Origin of the sequence: Amycolatopsis sp. CA-126428 (assembly GCF_002904335.1) — a bacterium.
Taxonomy (GTDB): domain Bacteria; phylum Actinomycetota; class Actinomycetes; order Mycobacteriales; family Pseudonocardiaceae; genus Amycolatopsis.
The window spans coordinates 1-17,019 of the sequence record NZ_PPHF01000038.1 but is presented as its reverse complement, the minus strand read 5'-3'; the positions used below and the strand labels follow the sequence as shown (position 1 = coordinate 17,019).

Genomic DNA, 17,019 nt, shown 5'->3' with positions numbered 1-17,019 from the left:
GACCGCCGGCCGCTGCGAGGGCGCCTTGGCGGCCTTCCGGGCTGCCTGCCGTGAGGCCCGGGTCACCCCGCCCCGACCTGCCCGAAGGGGTAGTTTCGAGGGATGAGTGCACAACACTTTGATGTCGTCGTGCTGGGGGCCGGAGTGGGCGGCTACGTCGCGGCGATCCGCGCGTCCCAGCTGGGGCTGAGCGCCGCGGTGGTCGAGGAGAAGTACTGGGGTGGCGTCTGCCTGAACGTCGGGTGCATCCCGTCGAAGGCGCTGCTGCGCAACGCCGAGCTGGCGCACGTGGTGATGCAGGAGGCGAAGGCGTTCGGCATCTCCTCCGACAGCCCGATCAAGGTCGACTACACGGCCGCGTACGAGCGGAGCCGGAAGGTCGCCGACGGGCGCGTCAAGGGCGTGCACTTCCTGATGAAGAAGAACAAGATCACCGAGTTCGACGGGCACGGCACCTTCCTCGACGACCACACCCTCGAGGTGAACGGCGAGCGGATCACGTTCGGCCACTGCATCATCGCGACCGGCGCGACCACGCGGCTGCTGCCGGGGACTTCGCGCAGCGAGCGCGTGGTGACCTACGAAGAGCAGATCCTGTCGAGCGAGCTGCCCTCGAGCATCGTGATCGCCGGCGCGGGCGCGATCGGCGTCGAATTCGCCTACGTGCTGCACAACTACGGCGTCGACGTCACGATCGTCGAGTTCCTCGACCGGATGGTGCCGCTGGAGGACGCCGAGGTGTCGGCGGAGCTGGCGCGCCGGTACCGCAAGCTCGGCATCAAGGTGCTGACGTCGACCCGCGTCGAGTCGATCGACGACTCGGGTTCCTCCGTGCGGGTGACGGTGTCCTCGGAGAAGAACGGCGAGCAGGTCCTCGAGGCCGACAAGGTCCTGCAGGCGATCGGCTTCCAGCCGCGCGTGGGGGGCTACGGCCTGGACAAGACCGGGGTGGCCCTGACCGACCGCGGCGCGATCGCCGTGGACGGCCGCGGCCGCACGAACGTCGAGCACATCTTCGCGATCGGCGACGTGACGGCGAAGCTGATGCTGGCGCACGCGTCGGAGTCGATGGGCGTGGTGGCGGCGGAGACGATCGCGGGCGCGGAGACGATGGAACTCGACTTCCCGATGATCCCGCGCGCGACGTTCTGCCAGCCCCAGATCGCCAGCTTCGGCTGGACGGAGGAACAGGCCCGCGAGAAGGGCTTCGACGTCCAGGTGGCGAAGTTCCCCTTCACGGCCAACGGCAAGGCCCAGGGCCTGGGCGACCCGGGCGGCTTCGTGAAGCTGATCAGCGACGCGAAGCACGGCGAACTGATCGGCGGCCACCTGATCGGCCCGGACGTGACGGAGTTGCTGCCGGAGCTGACGCTGGCCCAGCAGTGGGACCTGACGGTGCACGAGGTGGCCCGCAACGTCCACGCCCACCCGACGCTGGGTGAAGCGGTGAAGGAAGCGGTCCACGGCCTCGCCGGCCACATGATCAACCTGTAGGGACGTCGAAGCGGAGCTCCGGCCGGTCCCAGCGGACCTTCGGCGGGTTCGCCGGGATCGTGCCGGTGCGCCGCGCGCCCATCCGGACGTAGAACGCCAAGGCGGGCGGGTGGGACACGACGCGCACGCTGTCCAGCCCGCGCTCGCGCGCTTCGGCGAGCATGTGCTCGATCAAGCGGGCGCCGATGCCGAGCCCCTGCGCCCGGTCGGCGACGAAGAGCAGATCGAGTTTCCCGGCGAGGAGCGCGTAGAAGCCGAGGATCTCGCCGTCCTTCGCGGCCGTGAAGGCCGGGTGGGCCTCGAGGTGGTCCGGCGTGATCGTGTAACCGTCCAAAATGGACGCGTAGTCGCCCTGGTACGTCGAAGAAGCGTGCACCAAGGCTGTCAGCGCGGCGGCCTGGGCGGGGTTGGCGCGGCGGATCTCGATTTCTGCCATGCCCCGGACCGTACGGCAGGGCACCGACAGTTTCCGTCCACCGCGTGGTTGACCTCCAGTGCGCTCGAAGTATCAGACTGACGCCATGAAAGCTGTGGCGTTCACCGAATTCGGTGGTCCCGAAGTGCTCCGCGTCCTCGACCTGCCGGAGCCGCACGCCGGGCCGGGGGAGGTTCGTGTTCGGGTCAAGGCCGCCGGGGTGCAGCCCTACGATGCCGCTGTGCGGGGTGGGTGGGAGCCGCCCGGGCTGGCGCTCTCCTGGCCGCGCGTGCCCGGGAACGAGTTCGCCGGCGTCGTCGACGAGGGCGAACTCGAGGCGGGCACCGAAGTTCTCGGCTTCACCGCCGTGCGGGCCGCCGCCGAGTACGTCGTCGTGCCCGTCGGCGATGTCACGCCGAAGCCGCCGGAAATGCCGTGGGAGGTCGCCGGCGGGTTCACCGCCGGGATGCAGACCGCCTCCATCGCGTTGGAAATGCTGAACCCGCGCGAAGGGGAGACGCTGCTCGTCCACGGGGCCGCCGGGGCGGTCGGCACCGCCGCCGTGCAGCTCGCGAAACTGCGGGGCGCGCGGGTGGTCGGCACCGCGAGCGCGGTCAACCAGAACTACCTGCGCGAGCTGGGGGCGACCCCCGTCGTCTACGGGGAAGGGTTGAAGGACCGCATTGTGGCCGCCGCGCCGCGGGGCATCGACGCCGTGCTCGACGGGGCCGGCGGGGAAGCACTTGACGTCTCACTCGAACTGGTGAAGGCGCGAGATCGGATCCTCACCCTCGTCGAGCACGGCCGGGCCGCCGGACTCGGCGTGCTCGTCGCGAAATCCGGGCGCTCGGCCGCGCGGCTCGCCGAGCTGGCGGCGCTCTACGCCAAGGGCGACTTGCGGTTCCTCGTGCGCCGGGCCTACCCGTACGCCGAGGCCGCGGCCGCGCACCGGGAAATCGAAACCGGGCACGGCCGCGGAAAAATAGTTCTCACGTTTTCTTGAGCGGCGCGGACTCCGGAACGTTCCAGCATGTGGACCGAAGCGCCTTCCCGACTTTGGTCGCTGGAATCCGGCTCGGTCACTCCTTAGATTCTCCCCATTACACCCGGTCGGGTGTCATTCGGTCGAGTGACCGAGTATCACAGGGAGACATCGATGGTGAGATTCAGCCGGGCAGCCGCGCACGCGGTTCCGCTGACGGTCGGCGCGCTGCTGCTGACGACGGGGGTCTCGGTGGCGCAGCCGTCCACGGTGGACGCGGCGGCCGCGCGCACCGAAGCGGGCATCAGCGCACTGCAGAGCATCAAGAAGAGCCTGAGCCCCGCCGAGCGCAAGCAATCGAGCCAGCTGGTCGTCGAGAAGCGGTTGCGGGCCGACCGGTCGCTGGCCGCGAAGCTGCCCGCATACCGCTCCGGCGTCGGCGTCAGCAACGCCGGCACCGTCTCGGTCGACATCGCCGCGCAGGGGAAGGCCGTCGCGAACGCCGTCACGGCGGCGGGCGGCGCGGTCCGCTCCGTCTCGCCGGACGGCGCCGTCCGCGCCGACCTGCCGCTGTCCGCCCTGGACGCGATCGCCGGCCGGGCCGACGTCGCCGAAGTGAAGCCCGCCGCCCAGGCCACCACCTGGAGCGAGCCGGGCAACCGCGACTTCCGCGCGGCCGCCCGGACCGCCGCCGCGCAGGCCGCCGCCGCGACGCAGGTCTCCGAAGGGGACAAGGCGCACGGCGCCGACACCGCCCGCACCACCTACGGCGTCAGCGGCTCCGGCGTGAAGGTCTGCGTGCTCTCCGACGGCGTCGACTCCCTGGCGAAGTCGCAGGCCGCCGGCGAGCTGCCCGCGGTGGACGTCCTGTCCGGCCAGAAGGGCAGCGGCGACGAGGGCACCGCGATGCTCGAGATCATCCACGACCTCGCGCCGGACGCGACCCTCGGTTTCGCGACCGCGTTCACCAGCGAAGCGAGCTTCGCCGCGAACATCCGCGCCCTGCGCAGCACCGGCAACTGCCGGATCATCGTCGACGACGTCTCCTACTTCGACGAATCGCCGTTCCAGGACACGCAGGTCGCGCAGGCGGTCAACGACGTGACCGCGGCCGGCACGCTCTACTTCTCCTCGGCCGGCAACTCGGGCAACGCCACCGACGGCACCAGCGGCTACTACGAGGGCGACTTCCGGGCCTCGCCGGCGAAGATCAGCGGCGTCACCGGTACCCCGCACGACTTCGACCCGAGCAGCACCACGCAGAACTTCGACGCGCTCTCGGCGGGCTCGCTCGGCAAGCCGGTGACGCTGTTCTGGTCCGACCCGTGGGGCAAGTCCGCCAACGACTACGACCTGTTCATCCTGAACTCCGCGGGCAGCGTCGTGGCCTCCAGCGAGAACGCGCAGTCCGGTTCGCAGAACCCGTACGAGATCGCGTCCGTGCCCACCACCGGCTCCGGCTACAAGGTCGCGGTGGTCAAGTACAGCGGCGCCGACCGCTTCCTCGCGCTGAACGTGATCCGCGGCCGGTTCGTGGCTTCGGGCTCGCTCAAGGCGTTCAGCACCAACGGCGTCACGAACGGCCACTCGGCCGCGGTCAACGCGTTCAGCGTGGCGGCGGCGCCGGCGGCGGGCGCGTTCACCCGGCCCCTGGAGACCGGTGACCCGGCCAACCCGGCCGGCCCGTACCCCGGCCTGTACACGGCGTCGAGCAAGTGGGAGCGGTTCTCTTCGGACGGCCGGCGTCGCGTGTTCTACACCGCCAACGGCACGGCGATCACCCCGGGCAACGTGTCCTCGACCGGCGGCACGGTCCGCGCGAAGCCGGACATCACCGCGGCCGACGGCGTCGCGACCTCGGTGACGGGCTTCCAGCCGTTCTTCGGCACGTCGGCGGCGGCCCCGCACGCGGCGGCCATCGCGGCCCTGCTGCTGTCGGGCAAGCCCACGGCGACGCAGGCCGACATCCGCACGGCCCTGGTGTCCTCGTCGATCGACCTGGGCGCGCCCGGCTTCGACACGGTGACGGGCAACGGCGTGATCATGGCCGGCCCGGCGCTCGCCGCGCTGGGCGTGGCGGCGAAGTAATTCCTTCTGGGCGGGGTCCGGCGCGAGCCGGGCCCCGCTCGTCATTTCCCGGACACGAGCAGGGGGAAGCCGAGGCCGCCCCGCAGGCCGCTAGGGTGGCCGAGTTGCCGGGCCAGCCCGGCTCGGAAGCTCTCGCGAAGTTCCATGTGCGCAGTCCAGGAGGCGGGATGGTGAAAACGGCGGTCGTCACCGGAGCGGGGTCGGGCATCGGGCGGGCCGTGGCCCGGGCACTCCTGGCAGACGGCTACCGGGTCGCGCTGGCCGGGCGGCGCGCTTCCGCCCTCGAGGAAACGGCCTCGGGCTTCGAGAACGCGCTCGCGGTGCCCACCGACGTTTCCGACGAGCAAGCCGTCGAGGCGCTCTTCGACGCCGTGCGGGACCGGTGGGGGCGGCTCGACCTCCTGTTCAACAACGCCGGGATCTCCGCGGGCGGGACCGTCGCCGACCTGTCCGTCGAGGACTGGAAGCGGACCGTCGACGTCAACCTCACCGGGATGTTCCTCTGCGCCCGCCAAGCCGTGCGGCTGATGAAGGACCAGGACCCGCGCGGCGGCCGGATCGTCAACAACGGCTCGATCTCCGCCCACGCGCCGCGGCCCGCCAGCGTCGCCTACACCGCGACGAAGCACGCCGTCACCGGGCTGACCCGATCGATCTCGCTGGACGGCCGGGCCTGGGACGTCGCCTGCGGGCAGATCGACATCGGCAACGCGGCCACCGAAATGACCGAGCGGATGGCCGCCGGCATCCCGCAGGCCGACGGCCGGGTCGTCGCCGAGCCGACCTTCGACGTCCGGCACGTGGCCGACGCGGTGCGGTACATGGCCGGGCTGCCGCTGGACGCGAACGTCCAGTTCCTCACCATCACCGCGACGACCATGCCGTTCATCGGGCGCGGCTAGGGGATCACCCGCGCCTTCCGGAATTCGTCGAACAACCGGTAGAACATCTGCTCCGTCTCGACGTATTCGTGGAAACCCGCACGCCGCGCCTTCGACGTGTCCGCGAACATGTCGTAGTCCCACCCGAACACGAAGTCGCCGAACGCCCATGAGGCCGAGACGTCCGCATAGGACGCCGAAAGACCGTGGGCGACGGCCATGTCGGACCACAGTGGACCTTTGTCCGCCATGACGTCCACCAGCGACATCCGCAGCGGTGGCGCCACCTCGAGGTCGAAGTACGCCGCCAGCTTCGGCCAGAGCTCGCGCCAGCGGAACAGGTCGCCGTTCGCGATGTTGAACGCGCCTTGGTGCCCGGTGGCCCAGACCGTTGCCGAGGCCAGCAGGCCCGCGTCGGTCATTTCCAGCAGGCTGTCGTACGCGCCGGGCTCGCCGGGGAAGCGCAGGGGCAGCCCGAGTTCCTTCGAAATCGACGCGTACACCGCGATCACCAGCGCCAGGTTCATCGGGTTGCCCAGCGCGGTGCCGCCGACCACCGACGGCCGGATCGCCGACCACGTCCACTCGCCCGCCCGCCGTTCGAGGAACCGCTGCTGGTCGACGTTGAACTCCGGCGGCATGTGCCCGGCGTCGGTCTCGCGCGCCGGGGTCTTGAACGGGCCGAGGTGCGCGCCGTAGACCTTGTAGCCCTGCATGAGGCTGACGTGCCGCAAGCCGGGCCCCGTCGCGTCGACGAGGTTCGTCAGCATCGCCAGGTTCGGCGGCACCAGCTCCGCCCACGTCGGCCGGTCCTGGTAGGCCGCGTAGAAGAGGTGCGTGACGCCGGTCAGCGCCCCGACCTTGGCCCGGGTGCCGGCCGCGTCGAGGAGGTCGACGGCGATCGCGCCCGGCCCGCCTCGCCGGGACAGGCCGACGACGTCCCAGCCACCGTCGGCCCGCAGGTGTGCTACGAGGTTCTTGCCGATGATCCCGTTGGCCCCGGCGACCAGAGCTGTCTTGCGTTCCATGCCGTCAAGGCTGGTCAGCCGGATGGGATAAGTCCAAGGCTTAGTTGTCACCAAGTCGATAAACTGCGTTCATGACAAGTCTACGGCAGCTCGAGTACCTGGTCACGGTGGTCGACACCGGGTCGTTCACCCGCGCCGCCGAGCAGCTGCACGTGACGCAACCGGCGCTGTCGCACCAGATGCGGGCCCTCGAGCGCGGCCTCGGCGGGCCGCTGCTGGAGCGGCTGCCCCGGGCGGTCCGGCTCACGCCGATGGGCCGGGCGATGCTGCCGCACGCGCGGGCGGCGCTGGCCGATGCCGAACGCGCGCGCTGCGCGGCCCGGCTCGCGTCCGGGACGACGGCGGGCGAGCTGCAGGTCGCCACGGTGTACTCGGTGAGCCTCGGCGTGCTGCCGCCCGCGTTGCGCGTGTGGCGGCGCGACCGGCCCGAGGTCGACGTGCGGCTGATCGAGTTCCGGCACGCCGGCGAGCTGCGCGAGGCGATGGCCGCGGGCGAGGCCGACGTGGCGCTCGGCCCGCGCCCCGGCGACTGGGCGGGCCCGGTGCGCGAGCTGGGGGTGGAGGAGTTCGTCGTCGTGCTGCCCGCCGACGGCGCCCGCGAGGACGACAGCACCGGCGAAGTCGACCTGGCGACGCTCGCCGGCTGCGCGTGGGTGCACTACGCCCCGGGCAACGGCCTGGCGGAGCTGGTCGACGCGGCCTGCGCGGCGGCGGGCTTCCGCCCCCGCGCGGCGGTCCGCACCGAGCAGACGGCGGCCGCGCCGATCCTCGCGGCCGCGGGCCTCGGCCCGGCGCTGGTCCCGGCCAACGTCCTGCCGCCCCGCTTCGACGGCCGGGTCCTGCGGCCGAGCACGCCGGTCCGCCGGACGCTGACGGCCTACACGCGCGCGGCTCCGGACCCGCTGACCGGGGCGTTCATCGAGACGCTCGTGGAGCACGCCACGGTCTAGAGGCGGCCTGTGGCCCGTAGGTAGTCATGCTCGCTCCGGGGTCGCCGGTGGCTGGGCAAACCCCCGATCCAGTCAGCGGCCCAGGCCTTGCTCCGGCAGCACAGCGGAGCGGGCTCCCAGCTCACGAGACGCCGATCCCCGCCAGCACCGGCCCGGTGAACGGCGTGGCCGTGACGTCGTGGACCCGCGGTGCCCAGACCGCGTGACCGTGGCCCGACCACAGCGGTGCCACCGGCAGGTCGCGCAGCAGCTGGTTCTCCGCCAGCCGGTACAGCTCGCCCGCCTCCTCCGGGGTGGCCGCCGCGTCGGCCAGCGCCAGGTTCTGGCGGAAGACGTCGTCGGTGTACCCCGACGCCGTGGCCAGCTCCGACAGCAGCTCGTACGGGCTTCCCGTCGCCGGCTTGACGTCCAACGTGGACGGGCCGTCGAGCTGGTCCGTGCGCGGGGCCGCCTGTGCCGTCACGGAAACGTCCAGTGCCTTGTGCAACCCGACCACCAGTGCGCGCGTCCACGCCTCCGCGCCCGGTCCGAAGTAGACGGTCGCGCCGCCGGGGAAGGCCGCTTGCTTCAGCAGGGCCTTGCCGGCCGCCGCGTCGAAGGTGCAGGGGCGGCAGGTGCCCGAGCGCTCACCCGGGGCGTCCGACGGGGGCAGCATCGCCTTCGCCGGGTCGACCTGGTGCGCCAGCGGGCCGGCCTCCAGCGCCGCGCGGTCGACGCCGAGGGCGAAACCGTGGCGGACCGTCGGGTCGGCGAACCGGGGGTTCGTCACCGGGAACGCCAGGTAGCCCGCCTCGGGCAGGGCCCAGGACGCGTGGCGGCCGGCGAATTCGCCGTGCATGGCCTCGTGCCGCTCGCCGGGGACCTCGGTCGCGAGGTCGAGCGTGCCCGCCTTGACCGCGTCGTACTGGGCCGCCGGCTCGCCGACCCGCAGGTCGAGTTCCTCGGCCTTCCCCGCGCCGACGCGCTTGAGGGTGCCGCCCGAACCCGGCCGCCAGCCGCCGTCGAGCCGGTACGGGCCGTTGCCGACCGGGGCCTTCGCGAACGCGTCCCAGTCCTGGGAGGCGAGCACCGACGCCGGCAGCGGCACCAGGCCCGGCGCGGAGAGCAGCGCGGGCACCTGGCCGGACGGCCGGTCGAGGGTCAGCGCGATCGTGTCCGGGGCCGCCGCCTTGATTCCGCGGGCCCGCAGGAGCTTCGTCAGCACCGGCGACGAGACCCAGTGCGAGGCGGCGATCACCCGCCACGTGTCCACATAGGACTGGGCGGTGACCGGGGTGCCGTCGTGGAACGCCGACGGCCGCAGCTTGACCGTCCAGTGCACCCGGTCGGTGCTCTCGATCGACGCCGCCGCGCGCGGGGTGACCTTCCCGGACGTCGCGTCGTAGTCGGCGAGCGGGGTCCACAGCACGCTCGTCACCAGCCGGCCCGCCTGGTCGGCGAGGTCGGCGGGCAGCAGCGTCGCGGGCTCCCGGATGCCGACGGACAGGACACCGGGCCGGGCGGTGTCGGACCCCGAACAGCCCGTGACGGCGAGGGCCACGGCGGCGAACAGCACGAGCAAACGCATGAGCCAGTCCTACCAGTCGGATGGCAACGAAAGACGGTTGTGTCCGGTTGATCTCCGTCGTACCGTTCGGTGGGTCACGCTCGCCAGGGTTCTGGGAGGTTTGCCGTGCGCACCTGGTTGCGGTCGTGCTTCGCCGCCGTCACCGTCAGCGCCACGCTGGTCGCGACCGGGCTCCCGGCCGCCGCCTGCGGCGAGGACGACAAACCCGCGGTGCCGGCCGCCCGCACGCTGGGCGATCCCGGGGCGGTCAAGAACGTCAAGGCCGTCGGCAACGTGCCCGACGCCGCCGGCGCCATCTCGATCAACTTCCTCGACTACGGCCGCCGCGACGTCATGGTCGTGTCCGGCGAGTTCGGGCTCAAGGTCTACGACCTGACGAAGAACCCGGCCGCGCCGAAGCTGGTCGGGCAGGTCAGCCTGCCCGGGCTGTGGGAGACCGAGGACACCGAGGTCGACCAGAACCGCAAGCTGGTGTTCCTCTCCCGCGACCCGCGGGCGTACGGCGGCACCACGCACACCGGCGAGTCCGGGATCTACGTCGTCGACGTCTCGAAGCCCGAGGCCCCGGCGATCCTCAGCTACGTGCAGGTGCCGGCCGGCCACACCACCAGCTGCGTCGACGGCTGCCGCTACCTGTGGACCGGCGGCCCGGCGAAGGCCGACAACCAGCCGGCCGACTGGGGCGGGCGGCCGATCTGGGTCACCGACATCCGCGACCCGAAGCACCCGAAGGTGAACCCGGAACCGATCGAGCTGGCCCGCAACGACGGCAAGACCGACTACGTCCACGACGTGCAGGTCGACGCGGACGGCGTGGCCTGGGTGTCCGGCCGCGGCGGTGTCCGCGGCTACTGGACGAACGGCGTGCACCGCGACCCGCTGTCCGGGAAGATCCGCCGCGCCACCGCGCACGAGCCGATCCCGTACGCCGGTGGCGGCATCGCCGAGACGGCGGCGCCCTCGCGGTTCATGCACAACAGCTTCCACCCGGCCGGCCACCGCATCGGCGACGGCGCTTGGCGCGGCCAGGACCTGATCTACGCGACGGAGGAGAACTTCGTCGACGGCTGCGCGGGCGACGGCGTCCTGACGATTTCGTCGCTGAAGGGCTCCTACCACGGCGAAGGCTGGCGTTCGACGCCGGAGAAGCCGTTCCGCCTGGAAAGCGTCGGCACCTGGGGCGTCAACGGCCAGGAGGGCAGCGACCCGGCCTCCGACGACTGTTCCGCGCACTACTTCGACGTCCGCGGCAAGATCCTGGTGCAGTCGTTCTACGCGCAGGGCACCCGGTTCCTCGACGTCAGCGACCCGACGAACCCGCGCCAGATCGCGTACTACCGCCCGGCCGATGCGAGCGCGTGGGCGCCGTACTGGCACGGCAGGTACGTCTACGTCGCGGACAACGCCCGCGGCGTAGACATCCTGCAGCTGACCCGCTAGGACCGCAGCCAGACAGCGGTGTCGGCCGGCAGCTCGCCGTTGCCGACCGGCCCGCTGGCCAGCAGGACCTCGCCCGGCGGGAGCGGCACCGGTTCGGGCGAGAAGTTCAGCGCGAACGTGAACTCCGTGCCGAGCCGGAACGCCAGCACGCCCTCGCCGAGCGACAGCCACTCCAGCTGACCCGTCGGCAGGTCACGCCGGATCCGGAGCCCGGCGCGGTACAGCGACAGCATCGAGTCCGGATCCGCCGCCTCCGCCGAAGCCGTGTACGCCTTCCACTCCGCCGGTTGCGGCAGCCACGCGTCCCCGGTGCCGAAGCCGAACGGCGGCTCGTCGCCGGACCACGGGATCGGGACCCGGCAGCCGTCGCGGCCCGGGTCGGTGCCGCCCGTGCGGGCGAAGACCGGGTCCTGCCGCAGCTCGTCGGGGATGTCGAGGACCTCCCACAGCCCCAGCTCCTCGCCCTGGTATACGTACAGCCCGCCGGGCAGGGCCAGCGTCAGCAGCGCCGCTGCCCGGGCCCGGCGGGTGCCCAGTTCCAGGTCCACCGGCAGCTCGTGCAGCCGGTTCGCGAACGAGAAACCCGTGTCGCCGGCGCGGCCGTAGCGGGTGACGTGCCGGGTGACGTCGTGGTTCGACAGCACCCACGCCGCCGGTGCGCCGACCTCGTCGTGGGCCTTCAGCGTGCGGGAAATGACGTCGCGGAAGCGCGCCGGGTCCCACGGGCAGACCAGGAAGTCGAAGTTGAACGCCGAGTGCAGCTCGTCGCGGCGCAGGTAGCGGGCGGCCCGCGACATGTCCGCCAGCCACATTTCGCCGACCAGCACGCGCTCGCCGCCGTAGCTGTCGGCGATCTTGCGCCACGACCGGTAGATCTCGTGCAGCCCTTCCTGGTCGGAGAACGGCGTCTCGTCGCCGTCGTCGACGTCGGGCAGGTGCGGGTCCTTGACCAGGCCGTCGGCGACGTCGATGCGGAAGCCGTCCACGCCGCGGTCGAACCAGAAGCGCAGCACGTCCTCGAACTCCGTGCGGATCTCCGGGTTGTCCCAGTTGAAGTCCGGCTGGCGCGAGCTGTAGAGGTGCAGGTACCACTCGCCGTCCGGGACCCGGGTCCACGCGGACCCGCCGAAGCGCGACTTCCAGTTGTTCGGCGGCTCGCCGCCGTCCGGGCCGCGGCCGGGCCGGAACCAGAACCGCTGCCGCTCCGGCGAACCCGGGCCCGCTTCGAGCGCGGCCTGGAACCAGCGGTGCTCGTCGGAGCAGTGGTTGGGCACGATGTCGATGATCACCCGGATCCCGCGCGCGTGGGCCTCGGCGATCAGGTCCTCCGCCTCGGCGAGGGTGCCGAACAGCGGCTCGATGTCGCGGAAGTCGGCGACGTCGTAGCCGCCGTCGTCCATCGGCGACGGGTACCACGGGGTGAACCAGATCGCGTCGATGCCGAGGTCGGCCAGGTGGTCCAGCCGGGCGCGGACGCCGGCGAGGTCGCCGACGCCGTCGCCGTTGCCGTCCGCGAAGCTGCGGATGTAGACCTGGTAGATCGCCGCGCTCCGCCACCAGCCGGTCTTGTCGGTCACGGAAGTGCCCTCCTGAGTCGTTGTCGAAAGATCAGCCCTTGAGGCTGCCGGCGGTCAGCCCGGCGAGGATCTGCCGCTGGAAGGCCAGGAACAGCGCCACCATCGGCAGGCTGGCCAGCACCATCCCGGCCACGAGCACGTTGAGCGGCATGTCGATCGCCACCCGCTGCAGCATCACCGAGAGCGTCTGCTTCCCGGTGTCCGGGAACACCAGCAGCGGCCAGATGAAGTCCTTCCACGCGGTGACCACCGCGAGGATCGACACGACGGCCAGGATCGGCCGCGAAATCGGCAGGATGATCCGCCAGAGCGTGCGCACCGGCCCGGCCCCGTCGAGGCGAGCCGCTTCGATCAGCTCGTCCGGGATCTGGTCGAAGAACCGTTTCAGCAGGTAGATGTTGAACGCGTTCGCCGCCGCGGGCAGCCAGATCGCGGCCGGTGAGTTGATCAGGTTGAGGTGCAGCAGCGGCAGGTCCGTCACCGTCACGTACGTCGGGACGAGCAACGCGGTGGCGGGCAGCATCAGCGTGGCCAGCATCAGCCCGAGCACGACGTTGCCGAACTTCGGCCGCAGCTTCGACAGCGCGAACGCCGCCGGGACGTCGATGGCCAGCTGCGCCAGCCACGCGCCGCCGGCGACGACGAGCGTGTTGAGGAAGTACTTGCCGAGGTTCAGCTGGTCCCAGGCGTCGGCGAAGGTCTCCGGGTGCCACTCGTGCGGGACGAGCGTCGCCGGCGTCTGCGCCAGTTCCTGCGGGGACTTCATCGCCCCGGTGACGACCCAGTAGAGCGGGAACATGAACGCCAGCAAGAACACCGCCAGCGTGCCGGCGAAGACGACGCCGTAGACGACCTTGCCGCGCGGGCTCCGCAGCGCGCCGGGGGAGACGAGGGTCCTCATGACTGGTCCGCCTTCCGCGTCAGCCGGACGTACCACGCCGAGAACACGCCGAGCGCCACGAACAGCAGCAGGCTCATCGCGCTCGCCGAGCCGAAGTCGTTGTAGACGAAGGCGTAGCGGTAGAGCAGCAGGAGCACGGTCACCGTCGAGTCGTCCGGGCCGCCGCCGGTCATCACGTACGGCTCGGTGAACACCTGCATGGTCGCGACGATCTGCAGCAGCAGGAGCACCAGCAGGACGAACCGGGTCTGCGGGAACGTCACGTGCCGCAGCCGTTTCCACAGCCCGGCGCCGTCGAGCTCCGCGGCTTCGTAGAGCTCGCCGGGGATGGTGCCGAGCGCGGCCAGGTAGATCAGCGTGGTGCTGCCCATGTTGGCCCACGTCGAGACGAACACGAGCGACAGCATCGCGGTGGTGGAGGAGTCGAGCCACTGGCCGCCGGGCAGGCCGACCGCGCCGAGCGCGGAGTTGAACAGGCCCGGACCGGGGTCGTAGAACCACTTCCACATCAGCGCCGTCACCACCGGCGGCAGCATCACCGGCAGGTAGACGGCGAGCCGGAAGAACGCCTTGGCGTGCCGGATCTCGTTGAGCAGCACTGCCGTCAGGAACGGGACGGCGAAGCCGAAGACGAGCGCGAGCCCGGTGAACAGCAGCGTGTTGCGCCAGGCGACGCCGAACAGCGGGTCGGCGAAGAGCCGTTCGAAGTTGTCGAACCCGACCCACGTCGGCGCGTTGACGAAGTCGACCTGCTGGAAGCTCAGCAGGACACCGCGCACGATCGGGTACCAGGAGAACAGCGCGAACACCACGAGGGCGGCACAGAGCAGGCCGTACGCGGTGAGGTTCTCCTTGAGCTTGCGCTTGAGCCGGGTGCGGCGGCGTTCTTCTTGCGACACGGCCGGGCGCCCGGCCCGCGACGGTTTCGCCGCGGGCCAGGCGAGCAGGCTACTTGACCTGGGCGAGGACACCGTTGACCTTCGACGCGGCCGAGGACAGCTGCTGGTCGAGGTTGGCGTTCTGGTCGGTGAGCACCGCCTGCATCACGCTGTCGAGCGCGGCGTAGACCTGCTGCGCGTTCGGCGGCTCGATGCTGCCCTTGATCTTGCTGGTCGTGTCCACATAGGACGTGTAGTTCTGGGCGGGGACGTTGGCGTACTTGGCTTTCAACGCCAGCTGCTGGTCGCGCACCGCGCCCTGCCAGACGTCCGGGGTGGGCTCGGCGGGCAGGCCGACCGGCTGCTTGCCGTCGACGTACTGCCGGATGTGCTTTTCGAAGCGGTCCGGGTTGAGGTACTTCCACTGGATCCACTCGAGGCCGGCCTTGATCTTCTCCGGCGACGCCTTCGGGTTGAGCATGTAGCCTTCGCCGCCGAGCAGGGTGCCCTGGCCGCCGGGCATGCCCGCGATGCCGTAGTCCTCGTACTTGCCGTTGAACTGCTTGACCAGCACCGGCACGTTGTCCGGGGCGGCCATGTACATGCCGAGCTGGCCGGCGCCCATCATCCGCTGGACGTCCTGCGCTTCGAGCAGTTGCTTGGCGCCCATGGAGTTGTCGGTCCAGCGCATGTCGTGCAGGTACTGGAGGGCCTGCTTGCCCTTTTCGTTGGCGAAGTCGGCGACCCACTTGTCGCCGTCCTTGCGGGCGATGTCGCCGCCCATCGAGTAGAGCCAGCCGGTCATGTGCCAGCCGCCCTGGTTGTTCTTGCTGTAGTCGGCGTACCCGACGACGCCGTTGCCGAGCGCGGAGATCTTCTTCGCGGCTTCGCGGACTTCGTCCCAGGTCTGCGGCGGCTTGTCCGGGTCGAGCCCGGCCTTCTGGAAGAGCGGGCGGCTGTAGAGCAGGCCCATCGTGTAGTTCATCGTGGGCAGGCCGTACAGCTTGCCGCCGGCGTCGCGGAAGTTGTCCAGCAGTTCCGGCTTGAGGTCGTTGACGTGCGGGACGCTCTTGGCGGCTTCGGTGATGTCGGCGGCTTGGTGGCGGGCGATGATCTGCGCCGGGTCGGTGAAGTAGACGTAGTAGACGTCTTCGAGCTGGCCGCCGGCGAGCTTCGCGGAGAACGTCTTCGGGTCCATGAACCCCTCGTGGGGCTCGATCTGGATGTTCGGGTGGGCCGCCTCGAACTCCTTGACGTCGGCGTCGAAGACGCTGCGCTCGAACGGCTGGCTGGTCGGCGGCTGCCCGGTGACGGTGATCTTGACCTTGCCGCCGGGCTGGGCGGCGGTGTCACCGTCCCCGCAGGCGGCCACCCCGAGGGCGAGACCACCGGCGGCGAGCAGGCACAACGTTCGGCGGGAGACGGTTCGGGACCAGGTACTGCTCATCTCAAGCCTCTTCTCGGGTCGCGACGGCTGTCACGTGATTGCGGTCACTCTAAAGTGGGAGACGCGATGGCCGCAATAACCCGACGAGATTTTGCAACTTACGAACAGGACTCGAGCGAGTTCGGGCGCGCCAAAGAGCGCGACGGCCGACAAGCCGTCGCGCTCTCGCGGTACTCGGGTCAGGCGGTGCGGCGGGCCGTGGACCCGCGGACCACCAGCTCCGGGGCGAACAGCAGTTCCTCGGCCGCGACCTCACCGCCGTTGATGCGCTTGACCAGCAGTTCCACCACCGCCCGGCCCATCGCCTCGATCGGCTGGCGGGTGGTGGTCAGGGGCGGGTCGGTGCAGTTCATCAGGGCCGAGTCGTCGTAGCCGACCACCGAAATGTCCTCCGGCACCGAGAGGCCCTGCCGGCGGGCCGCGCGGATCGCGCCGAGGGCCAGCAGGTCGCTCGCGCAGAGCACCGCCGTCGCGCCGCGCGGGTACAGGCGGGCGGCCGCCGCGTGGCCGCCCTCGATCGAAAACATGCCGTGCTCGATCAGCTCGTCCAGCACCGGCAGCCCGAGTTTCGCCGCGTAGGAGCGGAACGCCTCGAGCTTCCGCTGCGACGGCACGTGGTCGGACGGGCCGAGGACGAGGCCGATCTTCTCGTGCCCGAGCGAGCTCAGGTGCCCGACGACCTGCTCGACCGCCACCGCGTCGTCGCAGGAGACCTGAGGCAGCCCGAGGTGGTCGACCGCCGCGTTGATCAGCACCGTCGGCAGCCGCCGCTCGACGAGGTGGTGGTAGTGGGAGTGCACCGCGTCGGCCTGCGCGTACAGCCCGCCGGCGAACACCACGCCCGACACCTGCTGCTGCAGGAGCAGCTCGACGTACTCGGCTTCGGACACCCCGCCCGCCGTCCGCGTGCAGAGCACCGGCGTGAAGCCCTGCTGGGCCAGGGCGTTGCCCATGATCTCGGCCAGCGCCGGGAAGATCGGGTTCTGCAGCTCCGGCAGCACCAGCCCGACCAGCCGGGCCCGCTCGCCGCGCAGCTGGGTGGGCCGCTCGTAGCCCATCACGTCCAGCGCGGTGAGCACGGCGGCGCGGGTGCTCGCGGACACCCCGGACCGGCCGTTGAGCACCCGGCTGACCGTGGCTTCGCTGACCCCGACCTGGCGGGCGACTTCGGCAAGACGACGCGTCATAGCTGAAACTTTACCGCAATCAAGCGCAAAAGCACGACGTGCGGAACCGGAGCGGAGCTGGTGATCAACGGTCACCGAGGCCGCACATCCCGTTCCTAGCTTGGCCGACGTGACCACCACCCAAGCCCGCACCACCACCACCCAAGCCCGCACCACCACCACCCAAGCCCGCACCACCACCACC

At 71.1% G+C, this 17,019-nt stretch carries 14 protein-coding genes; 6 read left to right on the top strand and 8 right to left on the bottom strand.

What is annotated here, in order from left to right; translation table 11 throughout:
- The first annotated feature begins 102 nt into the window (after positions 1 to 102).
- The gene (lpdA, locus tag C2L58_RS11390; protein ID WP_103337535.1) at positions 103 to 1,494 is read left to right on the top strand and encodes a dihydrolipoyl dehydrogenase; all 1,392 of its coding nucleotides are present in this window, start codon (positions 103 to 105) and stop codon (positions 1,492 to 1,494) included.
- On the opposite strand, the gene C2L58_RS11385 is transcribed toward lpdA, so the two are convergent.
- On the bottom strand, positions 1,484 to 1,930 hold the full coding sequence (locus C2L58_RS11385) for a GNAT family N-acetyltransferase (RefSeq protein WP_103337534.1): 447 nt from the start codon (positions 1,928 to 1,930) through the stop codon (positions 1,484 to 1,486). The genes lpdA and C2L58_RS11385 overlap by 11 nt on opposite strands.
- Before the next feature lie 85 nt (positions 1,931 to 2,015).
- Between C2L58_RS11385 and C2L58_RS11380 the strand changes: the two genes are divergently transcribed.
- From C2L58_RS11380 to C2L58_RS11370, 3 genes are all read left to right on the top strand, one after another.
- A complete protein-coding gene (locus tag C2L58_RS11380; RefSeq protein WP_103337533.1) occupies positions 2,016 to 2,912 on the top strand; it encodes an NADP-dependent oxidoreductase in 897 nt (298 codons plus the stop codon).
- A 153-nt stretch (positions 2,913 to 3,065) separates the two neighbouring features.
- Complete coding sequence (locus C2L58_RS11375) at positions 3,066 to 4,979, top strand: S8 family peptidase (RefSeq protein WP_103337532.1); 1,914 nt, start codon at positions 3,066 to 3,068, stop codon at positions 4,977 to 4,979.
- 167 nt (positions 4,980 to 5,146) lie between these two features.
- On the top strand, positions 5,147 to 5,881 hold the full coding sequence (locus C2L58_RS11370; protein ID WP_103337531.1) for an SDR family oxidoreductase: 735 nt from the start codon (positions 5,147 to 5,149) through the stop codon (positions 5,879 to 5,881).
- Here the strand turns inward: C2L58_RS11370 and C2L58_RS11365 are convergent.
- A complete protein-coding gene (locus C2L58_RS11365; protein WP_103337530.1) occupies positions 5,878 to 6,888 on the bottom strand; it encodes an SDR family oxidoreductase in 1,011 nt (336 codons plus the stop codon). The two genes, C2L58_RS11370 and C2L58_RS11365, sit on opposite strands and share 4 nt — an antisense overlap.
- A 71-nt stretch (positions 6,889 to 6,959) precedes the next feature.
- On the opposite strand from C2L58_RS11365, the gene C2L58_RS11360 reads away from it, so the two are divergent.
- The gene (locus C2L58_RS11360; RefSeq protein WP_103337529.1) at positions 6,960 to 7,838 is read left to right on the top strand and encodes a LysR family transcriptional regulator; all 879 of its coding nucleotides are present in this window, start codon (positions 6,960 to 6,962) and stop codon (positions 7,836 to 7,838) included.
- Positions 7,839 to 7,959: 121 nt separating this feature from the next.
- Here C2L58_RS11360 and C2L58_RS11355 read toward each other — a convergent pair whose 3' ends face one another.
- On the bottom strand, positions 7,960 to 9,405 hold the full coding sequence (locus tag C2L58_RS11355) for a peptide ABC transporter substrate-binding protein (protein WP_103337528.1): 1,446 nt from the start codon (positions 9,403 to 9,405) through the stop codon (positions 7,960 to 7,962).
- Between the two features lie 105 nt (positions 9,406 to 9,510).
- Between C2L58_RS11355 and C2L58_RS11350 the strand changes: the two genes are divergently transcribed.
- Complete coding sequence (locus C2L58_RS11350; protein WP_103337527.1) at positions 9,511 to 10,845, top strand: LVIVD repeat-containing protein; 1,335 nt, start codon at positions 9,511 to 9,513, stop codon at positions 10,843 to 10,845.
- On the opposite strand, the gene C2L58_RS11345 is transcribed toward C2L58_RS11350, so the two are convergent.
- From C2L58_RS11345 to C2L58_RS11325, 5 genes are all read right to left on the bottom strand, one after another.
- Positions 10,842 to 12,422: a glycoside hydrolase family 13 protein gene (locus C2L58_RS11345; RefSeq protein ID WP_103337526.1), complete on the bottom strand. Its 1,581-nt coding sequence runs from the start codon at positions 12,420 to 12,422 to the stop codon at positions 10,842 to 10,844. The genes C2L58_RS11350 and C2L58_RS11345 overlap by 4 nt on opposite strands.
- A 31-nt stretch (positions 12,423 to 12,453) precedes the next feature.
- Entirely contained in the window at positions 12,454 to 13,323 is an 870-nt protein-coding gene (locus C2L58_RS11340; protein ID WP_103337525.1) for a carbohydrate ABC transporter permease, read from the bottom strand.
- Positions 13,320 to 14,294, bottom strand: a complete 975-nt coding sequence (locus C2L58_RS11335) for a carbohydrate ABC transporter permease (RefSeq protein ID WP_103337524.1) — start codon at positions 14,292 to 14,294, stop codon at positions 13,320 to 13,322. Before C2L58_RS11335 ends, C2L58_RS11340 begins: the two co-directional genes overlap by 4 nt.
- Positions 14,272 to 15,648, bottom strand: a complete 1,377-nt coding sequence (locus C2L58_RS11330; protein WP_103337523.1) for an ABC transporter substrate-binding protein — start codon at positions 15,646 to 15,648, stop codon at positions 14,272 to 14,274. The genes C2L58_RS11335 and C2L58_RS11330 overlap by 23 nt, the downstream gene beginning before the upstream one ends.
- 179 nt (positions 15,649 to 15,827) lie before the next feature.
- Positions 15,828 to 16,835 (bottom strand): LacI family DNA-binding transcriptional regulator, encoded by a 1,008-nt coding sequence (locus tag C2L58_RS11325; protein WP_103337522.1) that lies wholly within the window; start codon positions 16,833 to 16,835, stop codon positions 15,828 to 15,830.
- Between the last annotated feature and the right edge of the window lie 184 nt (positions 16,836 to 17,019).

What these genes read in the sequence shown, in the direction of transcription:
- lpdA (WP_103337535.1), top strand. Translation starts at nt 103, where the DNA reads ATGAGTGCACAACACTTTGATGTCGTCGTGCTGGGGGCCGGAGTGGGC.
- C2L58_RS11385 (WP_103337534.1), bottom strand. Translation starts at nt 1,930, where the DNA reads ATGGCAGAAATCGAGATCCGCCGCGCCAACCCCGCCCAGGCCGCCGCG.
- C2L58_RS11380 (WP_103337533.1), top strand. Translation starts at nt 2,016, where the DNA reads ATGAAAGCTGTGGCGTTCACCGAATTCGGTGGTCCCGAAGTGCTCCGC.
- C2L58_RS11375 (WP_103337532.1), top strand. Translation starts at nt 3,066, where the DNA reads ATGGTGAGATTCAGCCGGGCAGCCGCGCACGCGGTTCCGCTGACGGTC.
- C2L58_RS11370 (WP_103337531.1), top strand. Translation starts at nt 5,147, where the DNA reads ATGGTGAAAACGGCGGTCGTCACCGGAGCGGGGTCGGGCATCGGGCGG.
- C2L58_RS11365 (WP_103337530.1), bottom strand. Translation starts at nt 6,888, where the DNA reads ATGGAACGCAAGACAGCTCTGGTCGCCGGGGCCAACGGGATCATCGGC.
- C2L58_RS11360 (WP_103337529.1), top strand. Translation starts at nt 6,960, where the DNA reads ATGACAAGTCTACGGCAGCTCGAGTACCTGGTCACGGTGGTCGACACC.
- C2L58_RS11355 (WP_103337528.1), bottom strand. Translation starts at nt 9,405, where the DNA reads ATGCGTTTGCTCGTGCTGTTCGCCGCCGTGGCCCTCGCCGTCACGGGC.
- C2L58_RS11340 (WP_103337525.1), bottom strand. Translation starts at nt 13,323, where the DNA reads ATGAGGACCCTCGTCTCCCCCGGCGCGCTGCGGAGCCCGCGCGGCAAG.
- C2L58_RS11330 (WP_103337523.1), bottom strand. Translation starts at nt 15,648, where the DNA reads ATGAGCAGTACCTGGTCCCGAACCGTCTCCCGCCGAACGTTGTGCCTG.
- C2L58_RS11325 (WP_103337522.1), bottom strand. Translation starts at nt 16,835, where the DNA reads ATGACGCGTCGTCTTGCCGAAGTCGCCCGCCAGGTCGGGGTCAGCGAA.